This window comes from Archangium sp., from assembly GCF_036389735.1.
Taxonomy (GTDB): domain Bacteria; phylum Myxococcota; class Myxococcia; order Myxococcales; family Myxococcaceae; genus Archangium.
The window spans coordinates 22,400-43,735 of record NZ_DASVWK010000558.1 but is presented as its reverse complement, the minus strand read 5'-3'; the positions used below and the strand labels follow the sequence as shown (position 1 = coordinate 43,735).

General features: G+C 70.2%; 18 protein-coding genes. 6 read left to right on the top strand and 12 right to left on the bottom strand.

The features are described from left to right. The coding region (locus VF794_RS19675) for an amino acid adenylation domain-containing protein (protein ID WP_331112635.1) at positions 1-3,767 on the top strand (3,767 nt) is incomplete at its 5' end. 3 nt (positions 3,768-3,770) lie between these two features. Here the strand turns inward: VF794_RS19675 and VF794_RS19670 are convergent. The 10 genes from VF794_RS19670 to VF794_RS19625 all read right to left on the bottom strand — a co-directional run bounded on the left by VF794_RS19670 (position 3,771) and on the right by VF794_RS19625 (position 11,900). After that, positions 3,771-5,429 (bottom strand): M14 family metallopeptidase, encoded by a 1,659-nt coding sequence (locus VF794_RS19670; protein ID WP_331112633.1) that lies wholly within the window; start codon positions 5,427-5,429, stop codon positions 3,771-3,773. Positions 5,430-5,472: 43 nt separating this feature from the next. Continuing rightward, positions 5,473-6,852: a replicative DNA helicase gene (gene dnaB, locus VF794_RS19665; protein ID WP_331112631.1), complete on the bottom strand. Its 1,380-nt coding sequence runs from the start codon at positions 6,850-6,852 to the stop codon at positions 5,473-5,475. Between the two features lie 175 nt (positions 6,853-7,027). Further along, complete coding sequence (gene rplI / locus VF794_RS19660; protein WP_331112629.1) at positions 7,028-7,474, bottom strand: 50S ribosomal protein L9; 447 nt, start codon at positions 7,472-7,474, stop codon at positions 7,028-7,030. Between the two features lie 33 nt (positions 7,475-7,507). Continuing rightward, positions 7,508-7,846, bottom strand: coding sequence for a 30S ribosomal protein S18 (gene rpsR / locus VF794_RS19655; RefSeq protein WP_331112627.1), 339 nt, complete (start codon positions 7,844-7,846; stop codon positions 7,508-7,510). A 51-nt stretch (positions 7,847-7,897) separates the two neighbouring features. After that, positions 7,898-8,362 carry a 30S ribosomal protein S6 gene (gene rpsF / locus VF794_RS19650; RefSeq protein ID WP_331112625.1) on the bottom strand — a complete coding sequence of 155 codons (465 nt, stop codon included), beginning with the start codon at positions 8,360-8,362 and terminating at the stop codon, positions 7,898-7,900. Positions 8,363-8,593: 231 nt separating this feature from the next. Continuing rightward, on the bottom strand, positions 8,594-9,172 hold the full coding sequence (pth, locus tag VF794_RS19645; RefSeq protein WP_331112623.1) for an aminoacyl-tRNA hydrolase: 579 nt from the start codon (positions 9,170-9,172) through the stop codon (positions 8,594-8,596). 72 nt (positions 9,173-9,244) lie between these two features. After that, positions 9,245-9,940, bottom strand: a complete 696-nt coding sequence (locus tag VF794_RS19640) for a 50S ribosomal protein L25/general stress protein Ctc (RefSeq protein ID WP_331112622.1) — start codon at positions 9,938-9,940, stop codon at positions 9,245-9,247. Positions 9,941-10,127: 187 nt separating this feature from the next. Beyond that, a complete protein-coding gene (locus tag VF794_RS19635) occupies positions 10,128-11,078 on the bottom strand; it encodes a ribose-phosphate pyrophosphokinase (RefSeq protein ID WP_331112620.1) in 951 nt (316 codons plus the stop codon). A 68-nt stretch (positions 11,079-11,146) separates the two neighbouring features. Further along, complete coding sequence (gene spoVG / locus VF794_RS19630; protein WP_331112618.1) at positions 11,147-11,446, bottom strand: septation regulator SpoVG; 300 nt, start codon at positions 11,444-11,446, stop codon at positions 11,147-11,149. Positions 11,447-11,537: 91 nt separating this feature from the next. Continuing rightward, positions 11,538-11,900, bottom strand: coding sequence for a DUF5658 family protein (locus VF794_RS19625; protein WP_331112616.1), 363 nt, complete (start codon positions 11,898-11,900; stop codon positions 11,538-11,540). A gap of 195 nt (positions 11,901-12,095) precedes the next feature. On the opposite strand from VF794_RS19625, the gene VF794_RS19620 reads away from it, so the two are divergent. From VF794_RS19620 to hpt, 3 genes are read left to right on the top strand one after another with little or no spacing between them, the layout of a single operon-like run. Then, positions 12,096-12,704, top strand: a complete 609-nt coding sequence (locus VF794_RS19620) for a thymidine kinase (protein ID WP_331112614.1) — start codon at positions 12,096-12,098, stop codon at positions 12,702-12,704. Positions 12,705-12,724: 20 nt separating this feature from the next. Further along, positions 12,725-13,540: a uracil phosphoribosyltransferase gene (locus tag VF794_RS19615; RefSeq protein ID WP_331112612.1), complete on the top strand. Its 816-nt coding sequence runs from the start codon at positions 12,725-12,727 to the stop codon at positions 13,538-13,540. Positions 13,541-13,549: 9 nt separating this feature from the next. Next, a complete protein-coding gene (gene hpt, locus VF794_RS19610) occupies positions 13,550-14,083 on the top strand; it encodes a hypoxanthine phosphoribosyltransferase (RefSeq protein WP_331112609.1) in 534 nt (177 codons plus the stop codon). A gap of 59 nt (positions 14,084-14,142) precedes the next feature. On the opposite strand, the gene VF794_RS19605 is transcribed toward hpt, so the two are convergent. Both VF794_RS19605 and VF794_RS19600 read right to left on the bottom strand, forming a co-directional pair. After that, positions 14,143-14,688 carry an MmcQ/YjbR family DNA-binding protein gene (locus tag VF794_RS19605; protein WP_331112607.1) on the bottom strand — a complete coding sequence of 182 codons (546 nt, stop codon included), beginning with the start codon at positions 14,686-14,688 and terminating at the stop codon, positions 14,143-14,145. Between the two features lie 50 nt (positions 14,689-14,738). Then, positions 14,739-15,596 (bottom strand): IF-2 protein, encoded by an 858-nt coding sequence (locus VF794_RS19600; protein ID WP_414640926.1) that lies wholly within the window; start codon positions 15,594-15,596, stop codon positions 14,739-14,741. A 101-nt stretch (positions 15,597-15,697) separates the two neighbouring features. Here VF794_RS19600 and VF794_RS19595 point away from each other — a divergent pair, with 101 nt between their 5' ends. Beyond that, positions 15,698-20,431 carry a hypothetical protein gene (locus VF794_RS19595; RefSeq protein ID WP_331112605.1) on the top strand — a complete coding sequence of 1,578 codons (4,734 nt, stop codon included), beginning with the start codon at positions 15,698-15,700 and terminating at the stop codon, positions 20,429-20,431. A 24-nt stretch (positions 20,432-20,455) separates the two neighbouring features. Continuing rightward, a complete protein-coding gene (gene dapF, locus VF794_RS19590) occupies positions 20,456-21,313 on the top strand; it encodes a diaminopimelate epimerase (RefSeq protein ID WP_331112603.1) in 858 nt (285 codons plus the stop codon). The last annotated feature ends 23 nt before the right edge of the window (positions 21,314-21,336 follow it).

The window sequence follows — 21,336 nt, the reverse complement described above, 5'->3', positions numbered from 1 at the left end:
CGGGGAGGCCGAAAGGCGTGCCCATCACGCACGGGTCCATGCGCGGCTACCTGGAGTGGGCGCTGGAGGCCTTCGGGTACGACGAGGCCGACATCCTGCTCGGGACGTCGTCCTTGTGCTTCGATGCCTCGGTGCGGCAGGTCCTCGGCCCCCTCATGGCGGGGGCCACGCTCATCTGCTGCCCTCGTTCGCTGGCGAGGGATCCGGAGCGACTGCTGGAGACCGTGGACCGCGAGCGCGTCACCGTCTTGAGCACCGTGCCTTCGCTGTTGGCGCGCCTGCTCCGGCATGACCTCCAGCCGCTCGAACGGCTCCGTTGGTTGAAGGTCGGCGGGGAGGCCCTTCCTCCCGGACTCATCCGCATGTTGCACGACCGGCTCCGCGGTGCACCGGCCGTGGTGAACCTGTACGGGCCGACCGAGACCACCATCAACGCCACGTGGCACGTGGTGCGCGGCCGCCCGGCGGACGAGGCCGAGCGGGTTCCCATCGGTCGTCCCATCGGGGGGGCGACGGTGCACGTCCTGGCGGAGGATGGCACCCCGTGCGCTCCGGGAGTGCCTGGGGAGCTCCATGTGGGGGGACGCGGGCTGTCCTCGGGGTACCTCGGGGAGCCGGAGCTGACGCGCCGCGCGTTCATCCAGGGCCCCGGGGGAGCGCGGTTGTACCGGACCGGAGATCGTGTGGTCCTGCGCGAGGACGGGGCGCTCGACTTCCTCGGGCGGGTGGACGACCAGCTCAAGGTCCACGGTCACCGCATCGAGCCCGGGGAGATCGAAACCGTGCTCGCGCGCCACCCAGCGGTCACGCTCGCGGTGGTGCGGGCCGTCGGGGAGGGCTCCGACCGCCACCTCGAAGCCTGGCTCCAGTTCCGGGAGGTGCCTCCCACGGAGGATGCGCTCCGCGACGTGCTTCGCGAGCACCTTCCGGAAGCGATGTGGCCCAGGCAATTCCACATGCTCGACGTGCTGCCGACCACGGTCACCGGAAAGGTGGATCGCGCGACGCTCGAGGCGCTCTCCGGTGCGGCCCCCGCGCGCACGGTCCGTGGTGGGCCGCCCCAGACGGACACCGAGCGTCATGTCGCGGAGGCCTTCGCGCGTGTCCTGTCGCGGGCCGGGGTCGGACGCGACGACGACTTCTTCGAGCTCGGAGGCGACTCGATGGCCGTCCTGGAGGTGTTCACGCGGCTGGAGGCCCTGGGGCTCCGGCTGCCACGCCCCGCCACGCTGTACACCGCTCGGACGGTTCGAGCGCTCGCGACGGCTCTCGACACCCACGCCGCCCGGAGCGTGCCGGGAGCCGGTGTCGCGCGTACGGAAGCAGGGGAGGAGGCGGGGTTTCCGTTGTCACCTGCCCAGCGAGGGTTCCTCGTGGCGCGTGCCGGAGCGCCGGAGGGGCAATCCCGCTGGGCCGCGCGACTCCTGCTGGAGGGGAGGCTCGATGCCGCCGTCTTCCGCGAGGCGCTCCGTTACGTCTTCGAGCGCCACCCGATGCTGCGGGCGGTCGTGGAGACGAGCCGGCGTCCGCCCACCCAGCACGTGCTGGAGCCAGGAGAACCTCCGCTGACCGTCGTGGACCCGTGTTCGCCCGACGAACTCCAGCGCCTCTTCTCGGAGTCTCGGCACCGGCACTTCGATTCCGAGAAGGCGCCGCCGCTCGAGCTGTCGCTGTGCCGCCTCGCTCCCGACCGGCACGTCCTCCTCGTCGCCGCGGACCACCTCATCGGAGACGCGCTGAGCGGTTGGCTGTTCGTTCGCGAGCTCCTCCAGACGTATGACGCGATCGCGCGTGGGGAGGAGCCGGGGCTTCCGCCGCTCCGCTCGACCTTCCGCGACTACGTCTCCCTGCTGGCGGACCGGGCCGCGGCCCAGGTGGACGCGGCGTTCTGGCGTCAGACGTTCGCCGCTCCGTACGCCCCCCCACGCGCCTGGCACAGGCCCGAGGGCCCCGCCCCCACTCGCGATGAGGTGACACTCTCCTCCGAGCGTGTGGAGGCACTCCGGGCCTCGGCCGCGCGCCGGGGCGGCACATTGTTCGAGATGGTGCTCACAGCCTGGGCATTCGCGTTGCGCCGCCTCACGGGGCAGGAGGACCTCGTCCTCGGTACGGCGTTGTCGGGCAGGGACGCGCCGTTGCCCGATGTGCATCGCGTCTTCGGGCCCTTCGCTACCGCGGCCCCGCTGCGGATCCGTTGCGCGGAGTCGACCCCCCTCGAGCTCCTGGAGGTCGTCCGTGGCGAGGTGGCCGAGGCCCGCGCGCACGCACTCACCCCGGGGGAGATCGCCCGCGCGATTCCCGGGGGCCTTCCGCTCGAGGTGGCCGCGGGCACGCAGTTCTTCTTCACCTTCATGGACTTCGAGGCGTTCGGCTCCTGGGAGAGCGAGCGCCTGCGGGTTCACTGGGAGGACTCCGTGACCGAAGGGGACGTGCCCAGGGGAGTCGATCTCCAGCTCGCCGCACGCCGCATGGGTGGAGCGCTGCGGCTGTCCTTCCACGCGGCCCCGACGGCACTGGGGCCCCAGGGGCTCGCGCGCCTTCGTGCGGAGGTCCTCGGCGTGCTGGACGCGCTCGCCAGGGAGACGACGGACGTGCGGTGGGGGCCCATCGAGGTGGGCTCGTTACAGGCCGCGCTGGTGGGGTACCTACCCGTGCCGGAGGACGTGACGAAGGCCCTGGGCCTGGAGCTGGGTTCCGGGTTCCGGGAGTCGCTCCGCCACCTGCTCTTCCCGGGTGGTGCCCCTTGCTGGCTCGAGCGCATCGACACCCCGCTTGGCGCCTCGGGATTGCTGTGCCTCCCACTGTTCGCGGACGAGCTGGGCACCCGGCCCCCGGATGCGCTCGCCGAGCAGGTGGCGGACGCGGTGCGGCTGGCGCGTCGCGCGGGAGTGCGCGCGTTCTCCTTCGCGGGGATGCTCCCCGCGCACACCGGGTTCGGCCTGGAGGTCCTGCGCCGGCTCGGCACGGAGGCCGGAGCCACCGGGGACCCGGGATTCACCACCGGGCATGCCACCACCGTCGTCGCCGTGGTGCGCAGCGTCCTCGCCGCCGCCGACGCCGTGGGCATGGACCTGTCCCAGGAGGAGGTGGCGTTCGTGGGCGTGGGGTCCATCGGTGCCGCCGCCGCGGAGCTGCTCCTGCGGGTCGCTCCCCATCCCCGAGGCCTCATCCTTTGTGATCTCCCCCAGGCGGCACGCCGGATGGAGGAGGTGGCCATGCGCCTTCGCGAGGAGGGCGGATTCCGAGGCCGCATCGAACCCGCGCTGGCGTCGGGAGCCGTGGCGGACGCGGTCTATCGTGCGCGGCTCATCGTGGGCGCGGCGAGCACCCCAGGTGCACTGGCGGTCGATCGGCTCGCGTCGGGCACCGTGCTCGTCGATGACTCCTTCCCGGCGCTCGTCGACGTGCCGGCCGCGCGAGCGCGGATGCTCACGCGGGGAGACGTTCTCATTGTGGGTGGGGGCCTGCTCGATTGTGGCGCCGTGACACGCACGGTGGACGACGCCTCGGTCCCGTCTGGACTTCGCCCGGCGCTGCTGCGCGGCATCACGCGGGCGGGCGTGGCGAGCTGTCAGCTCGAGCCACTCCTCCGTGGGGCACATCCAGAGCTTCCGTCCGTGACGGGACCGGTGGATGCCAGCACGGCCCATCGCTACTGGCGGGTCGTGCTGGCGGCGGGCATCCAGGCCGCGCCGCTCCATCTCGGCACCGAGCTCATTCCAGACAGCGTGCTCTCGGCTTTCAGGGGATGGAGACGCGCGGGGTAGCCGTCACTCGGCTTTCTTCGGGGCGCTGGTCGCGCCCACCACGCGGTGGACGGGGTAGAGCTCGCCCACCGTGATGAGGCCGTCGAGGAACTGCCAGCGGCAGAAGCCGTCGTCGGAGTGCGGCTCGAGCAGGTACACGGCCAGGGTGCCGGCGCGCTGTGCCGTGGGCACGTACAGGGTCCCCGCGGGGACCTCGCGGGTGCCGCGCTCGGGGGCCACCGTGAGCACGGTCTCGAAGCGCACGGGCTTGGGCTTCTGGCTGAGCGGGACCTCGGCCTGCCCGGGCGGCGGAACGTTCGCGGCCACATCGGGGCTGAAGGTCTCCTCGCGCCGGGCCACCCGGTAGCTGTCGACCGTGAAGCGCCGCGGCGCATCCAGGCGCTCGAAGCGGATGCCATGCCCTTCGAGGCGCGGGGCGAGCTCCGCTGGCACGAGGTACGCCGTCGGCGTGCTCACCGCCTGCGTGGGCACGAAGGTGCGGTAGTGCGGGCCGCGGTAGCTGCGCCGACGCTTTCCCGGGTAACGCCGCTCCGTGATGCTCGCCTCGTCGAAGGCCAGGATGTCGGCGTGGTCGCCGGGCTTCGCGTGGGCGGGGTACTCGAAGACGAGCTTGCCCTTGTCGTCGCGCGTGGCCACCCCGTAGTTGATGCCCACGAGCGCCTGCACATCCGGCGATTCACCGCGCGAGACGATGCGCTCCTCCTCGTTCCCGGTGGCGGCGCGGTAGGAGGTGGCGTTCTTGGCTGCATCGCGGAACAGCTCGAGCAACCACGCCCGCATCACCTGGCAGCGGCGCTCGTAGCCGATGTAGCTGTAGGTCTCGAGCAGCACGTCGATCCGGCCGAGCAACCCGCGGTAGTGGCTGCCGAAGCGGGGGAGGGCGGGGTAGGTGTGCCAGCCGGAGCGGGGATCGCCCTCGTCCTTGTAGTTGCCGTACCAGAAGCTGTCGAAGCCATGGCGCTTCCGCACCGCCTTCGCCACGCGCTCGAGCATCACGCGGTTGAAGGAGCGCAGCTCCGAGAAGAGCGGCTCGTTCGAGTGCGACGTGTCGAAGGTGAGATCGAAAGCGTGGATGCTGCCGTCGGTGGTGTGGCAGTCGATGAAGACGTGGGGCCACCACGTCTGATGGAGCCGGGCGAGCGCGCGCGTCTCGGGCGCCTCCTGCTTCATGTTGTCGCGGTTGAGGTTCCACCCCTCGCCCGTGTAGCGCGTGCCCACGCCGCCCTCGGGGTTCACCTGGCCCTCGAGGTTCTTCAGGTCGAGCTTGCGGTTGTTCGGGCTGATGCGGTCGTTGCCGTCGGGGTTGAAGTTCGGCACCAGCACGAGGCAGAGCTTGTCGAGCAGCGTCTTGCCGAGCTTGGTGAGCGTCAGGTCCCGCGCGAGCGCGAGCACGGACTCCTTGCCCTCGACCTCGCCGGCGTGGATGTTGGCCTCCACCATCACCACGACCTTCTTCTGCTTGAGGGCGAGCTCGGGGGTGAAGCAGCCCCGGTCGCTCACGATGATCGCCACCATGGGCTGGCCCTCACCGCTCTTCCCGAAGTCCACCCGCCGGGCGAGCTTCGTGCGGCGGCAGAGCTCGTCGATGAAGGCGAGCACGTCGGAGTGACGCGAGGTTTCCTTGTAGTTCGACGCTTCGGCGCGAGTGAGCAGCTCGGTCATGGGCGCGCATCCGAGCGCCCCCATGTCGCGGCGTCAAGCCTTCTCACTCACCTCGGGCCCGGCTCTCGAAGCGCGTGTATTCGGCGAGGAAGATGAGGTCGATCTCTCCGATGGGGCCGTTACGCTGCTTGGCGATGATGAGCTGCACGGGGATGGCCGAACTCGCGCGGGGCTCTCCACCGCCCTCGGCGTCGCTCTGGTCCTCGCGGTGGATGAACATCACCACGTCGGCGTCCTGCTCGATGGAGCCCGACTCACGCAGGTCCGAGAGCATCGGCTTGCCGCCCTTGCGCTCCTCCACCTTACGGCTGAGCTGCGAGAGCGCGATGATGGGCACCTCCAGCTCCTTGGCCAGCTGCTTGAGGGCGCGGGAGATCTCCGCCACTTCGAGCTGGCGGCTCTCCACCTTGCCCTTCTGATGCATGAGCTGGAGGTAGTCGATGACGATCAGCGACAGCCGGGGATCCCTCTGCTTGAGCCGCCGCGCCTTGGCGCGCAGGTCGAACGGGGACAGACCGCCCGAGTCGTCGATGTAGATGGGGGCGTTGTAGAGCTTGCCCGCCATCTCCTGGAATTTCTCCTCGTCGTGCGGGGTGAGCCGGCCGCCGCGCAGCTTCTTCATGTCCACGCGCGCGCTCGAGGCCAGCAGACGCATGAGGAGCTGATCGGCGGGCATTTCCAGGCTGAAGATGGCCGCCGCCTTGGGCTCGTCCGCGAGCGCCACGTGCGTGGCGATGTTCATCGCGAAGGACGTCTTTCCCACGCCGGGACGCGCCGCGAGGATGATGAGCTCGCCCGGGTGGAGGCCCGTGAGCTGGTTGTCCAGGTCGACGTAGCCCGAGGACAGGCCGGTGATGCCCGAGGACGCCGCCTTCATCTTGTCGAGAAGGTCGAGCGTGTGCTCCATCAGGTCACTGACGGGCCGCAGGTCTCCCTCGCGCTTCTTCTCCGCGAGGAGGAAGACCTTGCGCTCGGCCTCGTCCAGCAGCACCTCCAACTCGCCCGTGTCCTGGCTGGCGAGATCCTGGATCTCCCGGCCCACGTGGGCCAGGCGCCGCCGGATGGCCTGGTCCTTGACGATGTGCGCGTACTGGACGGCGTTGCCCGGCACGGGCACCACCTGGTCCAGGCTCATCAGGTAGGCCGGGCCACCCACCGCCGCCAGCTGCCCGAGCACCTTCAGCTCCTCGGCCAGCGTCAGGTGATCCACCTGTCGCGACGAGCCGTCGAGCTTGATCATCGCCGCGAAGATCTGCGCGTGCGCTGGACTGGCGAAGTCCTCCGGATGCACCACCTCGCCAAGGCTGGCGATGAGCGTGTTGTCGCCCAGTACCGCGCCCAACACGGCGCGCTCGGCGGCCAGATCCTCGTGGGACCGCCGCCCTCCTGCTCCTACCCGGGGAATGTCGAGGATGTTGTCCATGGCTGCTCGCTCACTCTACAGGCGTCCGCAACGGGGCTGTAGCGCTCCGGAGCGAGGGCTCCTGGGACACGGGGTGCGCCCTGGCGGACGCCCTCCCGCAAAAGCAAGGGCCGCCCGGGGGGTAATCCGGACGGCCCTGAACTGCTCAAGTGTGAAGCGGTGACGGGGGCCCTGTTCAGGCCTCCGCCGCGACCTCGACCTTGATCTTCGCCACCACGTCGCGGTGCAGCCGCAGCTCCACCTCGTACTGACCCGTGGCCTTGATGGGCTCGGGCAGGTGGATGTGACGGCGATCCACCGTCTGGCCCTGCGCCGCGAGCGCCTCGGCGATGTCCAGCGCGGTGACCGAGCCGTACAGCTTGTCCTGCTCACCCACCTTGCGGCGGATGACGGCCTTCACGGCGCCGATCTTCTTGGCCTGCTCCTCGGCGGCGCCCTTCAGCTTGGCGTTGCGAGCGCTGATGACACCGCGCTCGTGCTCGAGCTGGCGCACGTTCTGCTCGGTGGCCAGGACCGCCAGCTTGCGCGGCAGCAGGTAGTTGCGGCCGAAGCCGTCCTTCACCGTCACGAGCTCCCCGGACTTGCCCAGGTTCGCGACGTCCTCACGAAGAATGACCTTCATGTGATGTCTCCGTTCTTTCGTGGAGTCGGCGGACTAGCCGACCATCGCGTTGTAGGGAAGCATCGCCAGACCACGAGCGCGCTTGATCGCCGTGGCGATCTCACGCTGGTGCTTGGCGCAGTTGCCGGAGATGCGGCGGGGGATGATCTTGCCGCGCTCGGTCACGAAGTACTTCAGGGTCGACTGATCCTTGAAGTCCACCTTCGAGTTCTTCTCCGCGCAGAAGCGGCAGACCTTCTTGCGGCCGAAGCCGCGTCCGCCACGCTTGTCGTCGTCGCCGCCAGCACCGCCGCCGCGACCACCGCCGTCCCTGTCGCCCCTGTCCCGATCCCGGTCACCGCCGCGGGACGCGTTCCTGTCATTGCCGATCATGAATGTTCTCTCTTCTCTGGAGTGGGTCCGTGGAAGACGACCGCGGGGGCACTAGGCCTCCTCGGCGACCTCCTCGTCAGCAACCTCATCGGGAACCTCGACGACGCGCTCGACAGGCGCGGGCGCCATGCCCGGACGGGTCTCCTCGACGTCACCGGCCAGCTTCACGTCCTCGAGCACCGGACGGGTCTCGGGATCCACCTCATCCGCCAGCTTCACGGACAGGTAGCGCGTGACCTCGTCGTAGTTGCGGAGGTTGCGCTCGATCTCGGCCACCAGCTTGGTGTCGCCCAGGAAGCTGGCGTGCACGTAGATGGCGCGGGGCTGCTTGGCGATGGGGTAGAGCGTCTTCTTCTTGCCCCACACCGTGAAGCGGAGGACCTTGCCACCCTCACGGCTGACGATTCCGCGGACGCGCTCCTTGATCTTGTCCACGGTGTCGTCGGTGAGGTCCGGCCGGACCAGGAAGATGGTCTCGTACTCACGAAGCCGCTTGGCGGCCTGCGTCTCAGCCATGTTTCTCTCCCCTTGGGGTTGAGTGCCCCCCGGGAAATCCGAGGAGCGGGGAAACGGTCGGTCGGTCCAAGGGGGACCTTCCGCCGGGAACGGGAAAACCACGCGCCCGTCTCCCTCGCGCTTCGTCCCGGATGCACGCACCCGGGATGATGGAAAAGAACAACACCCCCGCCCGTCCGGGACTTCCGGGCCGGCGGGGAACGGGCCTTCTACGGGGGGGTCGCCCCAGAGTCAAGGCGCCCGCTTGTTGTACCGGTTCATGGCCGTGGCCAGCCCCTCGCGCACCCACGACTCCGCCGCGTCCGCCGCCTGGGGAATCAGGTCATCCAGTTGCCGGCGCTCGGCGTCATCGAAGTTGGACAGCACGTAGCCGGCCACCCGCTCCTTGGCGTTGGGGCCCTGGGGCTTGCCGATGCCGAAGCGCAGCCGGATGAAGCCATCCGCCCCCAGGCTGGAGACGCTGCTCTTCAGCCCGTTGTGGCCCCCGCTGCCCCCGCCCACCTTGAGCTGAAGCCGCCCGAAGGGCAGATCCAACTCGTCGTGGATGACGAGGATGTCCTCCACCGCCACCTTGTAGAAGCGCGCCGCCTCGGCCAGCGAGCGGCCAGACAGGTTCATGTACGTCTGGGGCTCCAGGAAGAGGACCTTCTCGCCCCCCAGGGAGCCCTGGCCCACCCGGGCCTGGAACTTCTCGTGGTTGAGCTCGGCGCGCGCGCGAGACAGCAGCGCCTCCACCACCATGAAGCCGATGTTGTGCCGGTGGCGCTCGTACTCGCGCCCGGGATTGCCCAGTCCACAGATGAGCTTCATGGCAGTGACTCCGAAAAACAGACGGGGCCAGCCCCTTCGAGCTGACCCCGCGTGTACTGCAGGACGACGAGCTTACTTCTTCGCGCCAGCCGCGGGCTTGGCCGCCGCGCCAGCCGCGGGCTTGGCCGCCGCGCCCGCCGCGGGCTTGGCCGCAGCCGCCGCCGGAGCCGCAGCCGCCGCCGCCGCGGGAGCCGCCTCGACCGCGCCCTCGGGCGCGCTGACGACGGCCAGCGTGAAGTTGACGTTCGACTTCACGACGATGCCCTCGGGCAGCTTCACGTCGTTGATGTGGAGCGCCTGGGCGATCTTCAGGGCCGTCACGTCCACCTCGATCTTCTCGGGGATGGCGCGCGGCTTGGCGTAGACCTCGATCTCACGGCGGATCTGGCTGAGCAGACCGCCCTCGGCCACACCCTCGGACTTGCCGATGAGCACCACGGGCACGTTCACCTTCACCTGCTCGTCCTCGCGAACGGCGATGAAGTCCACGTGCAGCATCTCGCGGCTGACCGGATCCTGCTGGTAGTCCTTGAAGAGGACCTGCTGGTCGGCGCCCAGGCCCTTCAGGGTGATGAGGGTGTTGAGCTTGTGCGGGGTGTTGAGCGCCTGGCGCACGGCCTTCGCGTTGACGGCGATGGACATCGGCTTCTCCAGGTGCTTGCCGTACACGATGGCGGGCACGAGGCCCGTGGCGCGCAGCTTGCGGGCGGCGCCCTTGCCGGCGCCCTCACGGGTCTTGACCTCGAGCGTGCTCTTGTCGACGGACATGGATTTCCTCGGTATGCGGACTGCGATGTGACCCGCCGGAACCCCGGCGCCTCTGGCATCCCGCCCCAGTGGCGGGCCCCGAGACGGCGCCTCATGGAAGTGAAGGGCCGGCGTGGTGTGGGGTGCGACATGCCAGCGTGGGCGGCTGGAGTCAAGCCGCCCGGCGGGCAGGGGAACCCTCTTCCGGCTAGACGAAGAGGGAGCTGAGCGAGTCGGCGCGGTGGATGCGCGCGATGGCCTCACCGAAGAGGCCCTCGGTCGTGAGGACGCGGATCTTCCCGCAGGCCTGGGCGGCGGGCGAGAGGGGGACGGTGTCGGTGAAGATGGCCTCCTCCAGCACCGAGTCGGTGAGCCGCTGGATGGCGGGCCCCGAGAGGACGGGGTGGACGGCGTAGGCCACCACCCGGCGAGCGCCCCGGTCCTTCAGGGCGGCGGCTGCCTGGGTGAGCGTGCCCGCGGTGTCCACCATGTCGTCCACCAGCACCGCGTCCTTGCCGTTCACATCGCCGATGAGGTTCATCACCTCGGAGGAGTTGGGCCGCGGCCGGCGCTTGTCGATGATGGCCAGCCCGCAGTTGAGCCGCTTGGAGTAGGCCCGCGCCCGCTCCACACCGCCCGCGTCCGGCGAGACGATGACCAGGTCCTGCGTGTCCGGGAAGTTCTTGCGCAGATCGTCCAGGAACACCGGCGAGGCGTAGAGGTGATCCGAGGGGATGTTGAAGAAGCCCTGGATCTGCCCGGCGTGCATGTCCATGGACACCACGCGCGTGGCCCCCGCCACCTCCAGCAGATCCGCCGCCAGCCGGGCGGTGATGGGCGTGCGCGCCGCCACCTTCCGATCCTGCCGGGCATAGCCGTAGTAGGGGATGACGGCGTTGATGGAGCCGGCGCTCGCGCGCTTGAGCGCGTCGCAGATGATGAGCAGCTCCATCAGGTGGTCATTCACCGGCGGGCAGGTGGATTGGACGATGAAGACGTCCGAGCCGCGGACGTTCTCGCCGATCTCCACGTGGATTTCCCCGTCCGAGAAGCGGCCCACGGACGCCTTCCCCAAGGGACGCTTGAGGTAGTCGCAGATGCGGTGGGCCAGACCCGGGTTGGAACTCCCGGTGAACACCTTGAAGTCGCGCGGCTGCATGGGCGCGCTCTAGCGCGGCCCGTCCCGGAAGGGAAGCCCCTTCAGCGAAGGAGCTTGCCCGGTTGCCCTCAGTCGTGCTCGACGGGCGCGAAGAGCGGCTCTCCCCCGCCCGTTGTCTGCAGGTGGCGCTCGTACTCCGAGAGGATGGCGCGCTCCATCTGGTTGCGCGTGTCGGCGTTGAGCGGATGGGCGATGTCCTTGTACGTCCCATCCTTCCGCCGCTTCGCTGGCATGGCGATGAAGAGGCCGGAAGCGCCGTGGATGACCTTCAAATCCCGGATCACGAAACAGTGATCCAGGGTGATGGTCACGTAGGCCTTCAGCTTATCCTCTTCGACCGGGTACACCTTGACGTCGGTGATGTTCATGGTCCCCCCAAGACCCGTACGGTCCGAGCTAGCGAGGGAGCCTCCGTCAGTCAGGCCCGGAAAAGCAAGCCTGTCGGGCTTCTTATGTGGCTCAACCGACGCCGTGCAGGCACAGATGGGCCAGGAAGGCGAGGTGGTACACGTCAATGACGACGTAGAGCGCCGCCCCCGCTTGGATGGCCCGCTGGCTCAGCCGCATGGAGCGGTGCAGGCACAGCAGCGTCAGGCCCAGGCTGACAATGGTGACCTTCACCGCCATGAAGGCCATGGGCGAGTGCTCATAAGCCACCCGCATCAGCGGGTTCAGCTCCTCGGCCACATCCAACTGTAAAAACGTCAGGGTGAAGAGCCCATCCAGCAGGTTGAGCACCAGCAGCAGCACCGCCGCCGGCGTGATGTGGAACGAAGCTCCCTCGATACCCACCCAACGCGTCGCCTGAGTCGTCCCCGCCACCCGTGACCTCCCGTTGGAACCCGGGGTAGGTCTTTTCAAGATGCTTGCCAGCGGAGGCGGGCAACGGCGGGCGCGCCAGAGGGGAGTGGGGCGCGCCGCTTGCCCGCCTGCCCGGACTTCATGGAAGTTGACGTGCCAGGGGGGCCGTGACAGAGGAAACCCGCGCTCCCGCACAGGCCCCGTCGAGTCCTCCTCGTGCATCAATTTCCCAAAGACATCGGGTGGATAGAGGTCATCTGCGGCTCGATGTTCTCCGGAAAGACGGAGGAATTGATTCGCCGCGTCAAGCGTGCCGTCTACGGCAAGCAGGCCGTCCAGGTCTTCAAGCCGAAGATGGACAATCGCTATGACGAGAACCAGGTCGTCAGCCATTCCAGGCTGAAACTCACGTCCATTCCGATCGAACGGGCTGAAGAAATTTTCCTCCACCTGTCCCCCAAGACGCAGGTGGTGGGCATCGACGAGGTGCAGTTCTTCGGGTCCGAGGTGGTGGCGGTGTGTGAGGCACTGGCCACTCGGGGGATGCGCGTCATCGTCGCGGGGCTGGACCAGGACTACCAGGGGCGTCCCTTCGAGCCGATGCCCCAGCTGCTGGCCGTTGCCGAGTACGTGACGAAGGAACTGGCCATCTGTGTCGTGTGTGGGAATCCCGCCAACCGCTCGCAGCGGCTCGTGGACAACGGGGAGCGCGTGATGGTGGGCGCCGCCGGGGCCTACGAGGCCCGCTGCCGCAAGTGCCACCGGGCCGAGCCCACCGAGGCCACCCCGCCCCAGACGCTCGACCTGTTCAAGTTCAAGGACTGACGCTCCCGGAGCCGCATGCCATGCGCGATACCCTCTACGCCAACGTGCCCTTCCGGTTGAGCGAGATGCCCCATCGCTACGGCCCCAACGTCCACCTGGTGGGCAATCCCTTCCTGCTCTCCCAGCTGGCGCGGCTGTGCGCCAAGGGCACCGGGCAGCCGGAGATCAACCGGCTGGTGGCGCTGCTCTACTCGGACCTGGTGAAGGCCGTCATCAACGCGGAGTTCCCGCGCAAGATGGCCTCCCTGCCCACGCGGATGATCGATCACACCCCCCAGGGCATCTACCAGGGCGAGGTCATCGACCCGGACGTGCGCGCGGTGACGGTGAACATCGCCCGCGCCGGCACGCTGCCCTCGCAGGTGACGTACGACCTGCTCAACACCACGGTGGACCCGGTGCTGGTGCGCCAGGACCACATCATCATGAGCCGGATGATCGACGCCAAGGAGCACGTGGTGGGCTCGAACATCGGCGGGGCGAAGATTGGCGGGGACATCGACGACGCGTTCGTCCTCTTCCCCGACCCCATGGGCGCCACCGGCGGCAGCCTCAGCACCGCGGTCGCCATGTACAAGGAGAAGGTGCCCGGCAAGCCCCGGCGCATCCTCAGCCTCAACCTGATCGTCACCCCCGAGTTCCTGCGGCGGGTTTCGCGCGAGCACCCGGATGTGGTGGTGTACGCGCTGCGGTTGGATCGCGGGCTGTCGCCCCCCGAGGTGTTCGGCACCGTCCCCGGCGAGATGTGGGAGCTGGAGCGGGGGCTGGATGATCGGCAGTACATCGTCCCCGGTGGCGGCGGCTTCGGGGAGATCATGAACAACGCGTACGTGTAGAGGTTGGCCGTGGCTTTCTACGAGCAGGACGTCGGCATCCACATCGACGAGCAGAAGCTCCAGGCGCGCGTGCGCGAAATGGGCGCGCAGATCACCCGCGACTACCAGGGCAAGGACCTGACGCTGGTGTGCGTGCTCAAGGGCTCGACCTTCTTCGCCATGGACCTGGCGCGGGCCATTGATCTGCCGCTGACGCTCGAGTTCCTCGGGGTGTCCTCGTACCAGGGTGGCACCGAGACGACGGGCGAGGTCCGCATCACCACGGACGTGAGCAAGCCCATGGCGGGCAAGCACCTGCTCGTCATCGAGGACATCATCGACACCGGGCTCACCATGAGCTTCCTGCTGGAGAACCTGCGGGCCCGGCACCCGGCGTCCGTGAAGGTGTGCACGCTGCTGGAGAAGCCGGCGCGAGCTCGCACCCAGGTGCCCATCGACTACAAGGGCTTCGTCATCGACGACGTCTTCGTGGTGGGCTACGGCCTCGACTACGCCGAGCGCTACCGCAACCTGCCCTTCATCGGCGTGATGAAGGGCAAGTAGGCGCTCCCAGGGTCGTGCTCACTACGTAGTCGACTACGACCGAGACCCTCTCGGTGGGCTCAAGCGCGCCGGGTCCGAGCAGTGGCCGGGGTCTTCTTCGCAGCGGCTTTCTTCGCCGGGGTCTTCTTGGCGGCGGACTGCCTGGCGAGGGGCTTCTTCGCGGCGGCCGGCGCGGACTTCCGGCTCGGGGCGCTCGGGGCCTTCGTCGCTCCCGGCGCGCCACCGTCGAGCTGCGCCACGAGCTTCTTGGGGGCCACCGCCCGGTAGCTCTCGTCCAGCCACTGGCGCAGCATCTCGAGCGGGGGCGTGTCCTTGGCTCCGAAACTGGCGCTCACCCAGCCGCTCTTGCCCAGGCCGTACCCGGTCGGCTGGGCGAAGGGCAGCATCAGCGCCGCGCCATTCGACTGGGGCAGCTTGACCGACAGGAAGAGGCCCTCCTCGCCGTTGATGCCCATGAAGATGAAGGCCTTGCCCTTCACCTTCAGCGTCCGGTGCCCCCAGGGGAAGTCCTCGGTGACCTCGGGGTAGGCCATGCCCGCCTCACGCAATGCCAGCTCGAAGGGCTCGAGTCGCTTCATCTCGGGGGGGACCGGGGTCATCGTCATCGCGTGCGTCTCCTCGTGGGGCCCCAGGTATACCGCACGCGTGCGCGGATTCAGCGCGTCGGACTCGCGCCGCTCTGCCCCGTCCCGGTGGGGCGCTCCTGCGTCTCGCTGTCGGAGGTCCGCACGCCCTGTGCCGGCTGGGGTGCTTCGGGCGTCGTCGGGGCTCCGGGCGCCGGTTGCGGGGGGGCTGCCTGCTGCCCCTCGGAGGCGGGTGGGGGGATGGGCGTTTCGCCCAGGCTGGCGTCCACGGCCCGCAGCGCCTTCTCCAGCGCCTGCGCCGCCGGGCCCACCGAGGTGAGCAGTTGGTTGGCCCGCTGCGTGTTCCGGTTGCGGCTCTCCGCCGCCAGCTTCAGCTGTGCCATCGCCTCCGTCACGTCCCGGCGCGCCTCCTCCAGCTTCTGCCTCGCCTGGAAGAAGGCCACGTCCGCCTTCATCGTCTCCAGCGTGCGGCGCTGCTCCTCCGTCAGCCCGGACAGCAGTTCCGCCCGCCGCAGGTAATAGAGGCCCTTCTCCAGCTTGGCCGGCTCGTCCGATAGCACCCGCGGCCGGGCGAGCGACTCCAGCAGCGGGAAGAGGGCCCGGTCCAGCTCGTCCCGCTCGGTGAACTTCTGCTCCAGCAGGGACGAGACATCCTGCCCCTCCAGGGGGACGGGGGCATAGGTGTCCGCCAGTCGCGGGTCCCCGGGGCGGAAGGGCACCGCCCCCATGGGCAGCATCCGGCCCTTCATCACCACCAACTGCCCGTTGTCCTGGGCCAGGGTGAAGGTGCGCGCGTTGAGCTGGGCGAGCAGGAAGGCCACCGCCCCGCCCAGGCCGAGAATGAGGAGGGTGACGAGGAGCCGGGTGAAGGCGCTCGTGGCCCGGCGGCCGAAGCTCTGCCGGTTCTGCGGGTTCATCATGGGATTCATGTCGCTTGCTCCCCAGACGTCCGAGCGGAGAGGCGATTTCCCGCCTCCAGTGCTTTCCTTGGGACAACCGTCCCCAGGGCTATACTCGGCCGCCCTAACTCATGCATCCCACATTCCGCCGACTGGGGACCAGCGAGCTGTTGCCCCGGTACATCTTCGCGGAGGGTCTCTTCGCACGCCGTCGCGTGTTGGAAGTGGACTCCGTCGCGACCACCGCGGGCGAGAGCGCGCGCTTCCTCCTGGAGCGCGGCGCCCGCACCGTCGTGGCCTGCGACGCGGACCTCAAGGCGGTGGAGGCGGCCCAGAAGGCCCACGGCAGCGCCACGCTGCGCTACCGCGCCAACGTCTACGACGACCTCGAGCCCGGCAGCTTCGACCTGGTGCTGGTGGCCGACCTCGCCCCCTACGTGCGCGCCCCCACGCTGCTCGCCGAGCTGGCGCGGCTGGTGAGCCGCCAGGGCTACCTCCTGGGCGGACTGAGCAACGCCGCGGGGCTCGCCCTGTGGCAGCTCATGGAATTGGAGGAGGGCGTACCGCCCACGTACGGGCAGTTGCTCGACGCGCTCTCGCCACACTTCCCCCATGTGGAGGTGGCCACCCAGTCCCCGGTGCTGGGCTACCAGCTCGCCTTCGAGAAGGGCGATGGCCTCCAGGTGGACGGCACCCTCATCCGTGGCAGCGAGGCCGCCTACTTCGTGGTGGTGGCCGGCGCCGAGCCCGCCCGCGTCGTGGACCCCACCTGGGTGCAGTTGCCGCCCGAGCCTCTCGCCTTCACCCGAGGGAAGCTGGACGAGGTGGCCCAGCGCGCCAAGGGATGGGAGGAGCGCACCGGGCGTCTCAAGGAGTCCCTCACCCGGGTGCGCGCGGAGCTGACCGACCGCGAGGCCGAGGTGGCCCAGCTCAAGCCCTCCCTGGAGATTGCCCGGGAGGACGTGGCCCGGCTCACCGCGCAGCTGGAGCAGGCACGCGGCACCCCCGAGTCCGTCCGCGAGCGCGACGAGCTGTCCTCCCGCCTGCGCCGCACCGAGCTGGAGCTCCAGGTGGCCCTGGAGCGCGTGTCCGACGCGGACCGGCGCCTCTCCCAGCAGCGGCTGGAGCTGGAGGCCGCGGAGCGCACCCGGAAGGAGTCCGAGGTCCAGGCCCTGGGGGCCCAGGAGGCGCAGCGCCTGGAGCGCGCCCGCCGCGAGGAGCTGAACACCACCCTGGAGGAGTCGCGCGAGCGCCTCGCCCAGGCGTACACCCGTGTGCGCGAGCTCCAGGACGACCTGGCTGGCCTGCGCGTCGAGCGCGAGAAGGATCGGCTCTCGGCGGAGCGCGCGCGGGAGCAGCTGGAGGACGTGCGGCGACAGGCGGAGGCGGCCCGCGAGCGCGAGCTGCGCATCGCCGAGCAGTACTCCACGGCGCTCGCCGCGGTGGAGCACCTCAAGGCGGACGTGGCCCGGGCGGAGGAGTCGCGCAAGGCGGCGGAGGACTCGCTGCGCCTGCGGGACGCGGACCTGGCGCGGTTGGCTCGCGAGGTGGAGGATGGCACCCGGCGCGTGTCCTCCGCGGAGGCGGGCCGGCGGGACGCGGAGGTGCGCCTGACGGCGCGCGAGGCCGAGTGGCGCGGCCTGGAGACGGAGCTCACCGCGGCGCGTGCCGAGGTGGAGCAACTCCAGGCGGAGGTGGAGGCCCGCTCGCGCGCGGAGGAGAACGTCCGGGGCGCGGCGGCGAAGCTGGAGCAGGCCCTGCACGAGGCCCAGGGGCGCTTGTCGTCACTGGAGCAGGAGCGGGTTCGCGCCGCGGCGGAGCTGGAGGAGACGATCGAGGAGGAGCGCCGGCTCGCCGAGGAGCGGCTGGCGCGGGCGGTGGCCCAGGAGCGCGCCCGGACGGAGGAGGCCACGGCCGAGGCCGCTCGGGAGAAGGCCGCGCGCGAGGCCCAGCAGCGTCGGGCCGAGGGCCTCGAGAGCCAGGTGGCGGTGGAGGCTGGCGCGCGCGAAGAGGCGGCACGCGCCCTCGCCGAGCTGGAGGCCCAGCGGCAGGCGTTGGTCGATGAGCGGGGCACCCTGCGGCGGCGCGTGGTGGAGGTCGAGGAGACACTCGCGGAGCTGGAGCGGGTGCGGACCTCGGACGTGGAGTCGATCTCCCGGCTCGACGCGGCACTGAAGCAGGCGCGGGCGAATGCGCTGGCCGACCTCGAATTGGAGAAGCAGGGCAGGGCAGGGCTCGAAGAGGCCCTGGCGCGGATTCAGTCCGAGCTGGAGGCCGAGCAGGCCCAGCGCACCCAGGTGGAGGCGGCGTGGGCGGAGGCCCAGGCGGACTTCAAGGCGGAGCGGCAGCGGCTGGAGGAGGCCAAGGAGGCGCTCGCGCTCGCCCGGGCCGAGCTCAAGTCGGAGCGGCAGCTTCGCACCCAGACGGGTGAGGAGACCGCGCGCGCCCTCTCCGCGCTGGACGATGAGCGCCAGCAGCGGGCCCAGCTGGAAGAGGCCCTGACGCGAGTGCGCGCCGAACTCGACACGGAGCGGCGGCAGCTTGCCCGGGCCGAGGAGTCGTTCGCGGCGAGCCGCGCCGAGCTGGACTGGGAGCGCGAGAGCAAGGCCCAGGCCGACGAGGCCCTGCGGCTCACCCGGACCGAACTCGACACCGAACGGCAGCAGCGTGTTCAGGTCGAGACCTCCCTCGAGGAGGAGCGGCGGAAAGCGGATGAGGCACTGGCCCTCGTGCGCGCCGAACTGGAGACGGAGCAGCGCGAGGCGAGCGAGAGCCTGGCCCTCGTGCGCGCCGAGCTTCAGACAGAGCGGAAGAAGGCGGACGAGGCCCTGTCTCTCGTGCGCGCCGAGCTTCAGACGGAGCGGCGGGAGCGGGAGACCGTGGAGGCCACCCTCGCCAGCGTGCGCGCTGGGCTCGAGGAGGAGCGGCGGGCACGGGCCCAGGGTGAGAGCGGGCTCTCGGAGCTGCGCTCGGAGCTGGAGGAGGCGGGGCGGAAGCGCGAGGCCCTGGAGGCCTCGCTGGCACAGGCCCGTGCCGAGGCGGCGCAGGCCCTCGCGGAGACCCGGCGCGCGCTGGAGTCCGAGCGCACCGGACGCGAGGCCGCGGAGCAGTCCCTGGCCGAGGCGCGCACGGACCTGGAGTCCGCTCGAGCGGGCGCGGACGAGCGCGAGCGGGCGCGGCTCGAAGCGCTGGAGACGGCCCGACAGGAGTCCTCGGCCCTGCGCGCGGAGCTGGAGACGGCCCGGCGTGAGGGGACGGAACTCGGCTCCTCCGTGGAGGCGCAGAAGCGGCTCGTCGAGGAGCTGCGGTCGAGCCTGGAGTCGGAGCGCGGCACGTCCAAGGAATTCCAGGAGACGCTCTCGCGTCTGCGTTCCGAGCACGAGGCCGAGACCACCCGCTCCTCCGGTCTGGACACACGCACCCGTGAGCTCGAGGAGTCGCTGAAGGCGACCGAGGCTCGGCTCTCGGAGGCCCTGGCGCGCGAGGAGGCCATCTCTACGGAGCGCGAGGCCCGCAAGCGCGACGCGGTGGAGGTCCGGATGGCGCTGGAGGACCTCCGGGACGATGTCGCCAAGAAGGACGCGGAGCTGGCGGCGCTGCGTGCCCAGTTGGCTCCATTCGAGGCCATCCGGTTCCAGGCGCAACAGGCCTCGATGGCCCTCCAGCATGCCCACCAGGGCCTGCGCGATCGGGATTTCCACATCGCGCACCTCCAGCAGGAGCTGGCCGGGGAGAAGGCCCGGCTCTCCGCGGAGCACGAGCAGATGGAACTGCTCACCCTTCAGCTCGAATCGGCGCGGCGCATCGCGGGCAAGGCGCCCACGCTCGAATCCGCCCTCCAGGAGGAGCGTTCGGCCCTCGAAGCCGCCCGGGCCGAGCTGGAGAAGGAGCGCACGGTAGTCGGGACGACCCGGGCCCAGCTCGACGACGTGCGCGAGGAACTGCTCCGGACCCACGCGTCCTCCGTTTCGGAGCGGGAGCGGGCAGCCGAGGCGGAGCGGTCCGCGAGCGAACTCGAGGCCCGTCTCACGGAGGTCAACGAGGGCCTGGTGGCCACCAAGGAGACCCTGGCCGAGCAGGAGGTCGCCGTGCGGACGCAACTGGCCGAGGCGGCGGCCCGGGCGGACGAGGCCGAGCAGCGGGCCCGACAGCTGGAGGCGTCCATGCAGGCGAGGCTGGCCGAGCTGGAGTCCAAGGCGATCGAGGCCGAGCGGCGGGCTCGGGAGCGCGAGGCATCCACGCAGGGCGTGCAGGAGCTGCTCGTGAAGCTCGAGTCGGAGAAGGGCTCGCTGACGTCCGAGCGCGAACGGCTCAACTCGGATCTCACGGTGGCCCGCGCGGCCCGTATCCGGCTGGAGGGCCGGGTGAACGCGCTGGAGGCGGCCTCCGCGGAGGCGGTGAAGTTCCTCGATGCCGAGCGCGCGGAGAAGGCGAAGCAGGCGCAGGCGGCGGAGGCCCGGCTCCGGTCCCTCGAGGGCGAGCGGACCCGGCTGCTGGAGAAGCTCCAGCAACTGGAGTCGAGCAAGCCGGTGTCGGACTCCGAGTCCGTGCTGGAGCTGTCCGCGGAGGTGGAACGGCTCCAGGGCCAGCTCGAGACGCTCCAGGGCTCCCTGGCCGAGCGCGACGCGGCGCTCGAGGAGCAGAAGCAGCGCGTGGAGGCCCAGCAGGCCGAGCTGGCCACGTTCAAACGCATGTCGGCGCGGGCGGGGGCGAACACCGTCCAGGACATCTACGCCCGCGCCAACGCCGAGCTGAACGCCGTGAAGAATGACCTGCTGCGCCGCCCGAAGGGGAGCACTCCCTCCACCGGCCCGCAGGCACCCGAGGCCGTTCCCACCGCCCCCAAAACCGATGAGCAGGGCTGACGCGGCCCGGCTAGGATTCGAGAGATGAGCAGTCCTGGCACGGAGTTCTTCTTCAAGTACCAAGGTCTCGGCAACGACTTCATCGTGCTGGATCGCCGCAAGAGCGGCAGGGACATCGACGCGGAGACCTCGCGGCTGCTGTGTGACCGGCGCCTGGGCATCGGCGCGGACGGCGTCCTCTCCCTGCTGCCCTCGGACTCGGGCTTCGCGAAGATGGTGGTCCACAACGCCGATGGCAGCATCGCCGAGATGTGTGGCAACGGCCTGCGGTGCGCGGTGAAGTACCTCGTGGACAACGCTGGCGAGCGGCCCGAGCGCATCGAGGTGGAGACGGGCACCGGGGTGCTCGTGTGCTCGCCCGGGTACGGCAAGGACGGCGTGACGGAGGTGGACCTCTCCCTGGGGCCGGCGCGGCTCGTGGCGCCCAACCTGCCCTCGGGGGCCACCAGCCAGCCGTTCCTCGACGCGCCCGTGCCCGGCTATTCCGGGCTGCGCGGCTACGCCATCAACCTGGGCAACCCGCACCTCGTCCTGCTCGACCAGTCCCTGGAGGACGCGGGCCGCCTGGGCCCCGAGCTCGAGCGGCACCCCGGCTTCCCGGACCGCACCAATGTCGAGTTCACCCGGGTGGACGCCGACGGCCTGACCGTCGTGGTGTGGGAGAGGGGCTGCGGCCTCACCCAGGCCTGCGGCACCGGGGCCAGCGCGGCGGCCGTGGCGGCGGTACTCGCCAAGCGGCTCCCAGCGGATGCCTGGCTGCGTGTCACCCTGCCGGGCGGCGACCTGCACATCCGGGTGCCCTCGGACCTGTCCGACATCCGCCTCCGGGGGCCGGCGGCCTTCGTCTTCACGGGCGTTGTCCCGGATCTCCAGGGCCGGTAACCTCTCGGGGCCCCCTCACCCTC

Coding starts and splice junctions, on each gene's coding strand:
- VF794_RS19670 (WP_331112633.1), bottom strand. CDS start 5,429: ATGACCGAGCTGCTCACTCGCGCCGAAGCGTCGAACTACAAGGAAACC.
- dnaB (WP_331112631.1), bottom strand. CDS start 6,852: ATGGACAACATCCTCGACATTCCCCGGGTAGGAGCAGGAGGGCGGCGG.
- rplI (WP_331112629.1), bottom strand. CDS start 7,474: ATGAAGGTCATTCTTCGTGAGGACGTCGCGAACCTGGGCAAGTCCGGG.
- rpsR (WP_331112627.1), bottom strand. CDS start 7,846: ATGATCGGCAATGACAGGAACGCGTCCCGCGGCGGTGACCGGGATCGG.
- rpsF (WP_331112625.1), bottom strand. CDS start 8,362: ATGGCTGAGACGCAGGCCGCCAAGCGGCTTCGTGAGTACGAGACCATC.
- pth (WP_331112623.1), bottom strand. CDS start 9,172: ATGAAGCTCATCTGTGGACTGGGCAATCCCGGGCGCGAGTACGAGCGC.
- VF794_RS19640 (WP_331112622.1), bottom strand. CDS start 9,940: ATGTCCGTCGACAAGAGCACGCTCGAGGTCAAGACCCGTGAGGGCGCC.
- VF794_RS19635 (WP_331112620.1), bottom strand. CDS start 11,078: ATGCAGCCGCGCGACTTCAAGGTGTTCACCGGGAGTTCCAACCCGGGT.
- spoVG (WP_331112618.1), bottom strand. CDS start 11,446: ATGAACATCACCGACGTCAAGGTGTACCCGGTCGAAGAGGATAAGCTG.
- VF794_RS19615 (WP_331112612.1), top strand. CDS start 12,725: ATGCGCGATACCCTCTACGCCAACGTGCCCTTCCGGTTGAGCGAGATG.
- VF794_RS19605 (WP_331112607.1), bottom strand. CDS start 14,688: ATGACGATGACCCCGGTCCCCCCCGAGATGAAGCGACTCGAGCCCTTC.
- VF794_RS19600 (WP_414640926.1), bottom strand. CDS start 15,596: ATGAATCCCATGATGAACCCGCAGAACCGGCAGAGCTTCGGCCGCCGG.
- VF794_RS19595 (WP_331112605.1), top strand. CDS start 15,698: ATGCATCCCACATTCCGCCGACTGGGGACCAGCGAGCTGTTGCCCCGG.
- dapF (WP_331112603.1), top strand. CDS start 20,456: ATGAGCAGTCCTGGCACGGAGTTCTTCTTCAAGTACCAAGGTCTCGGC.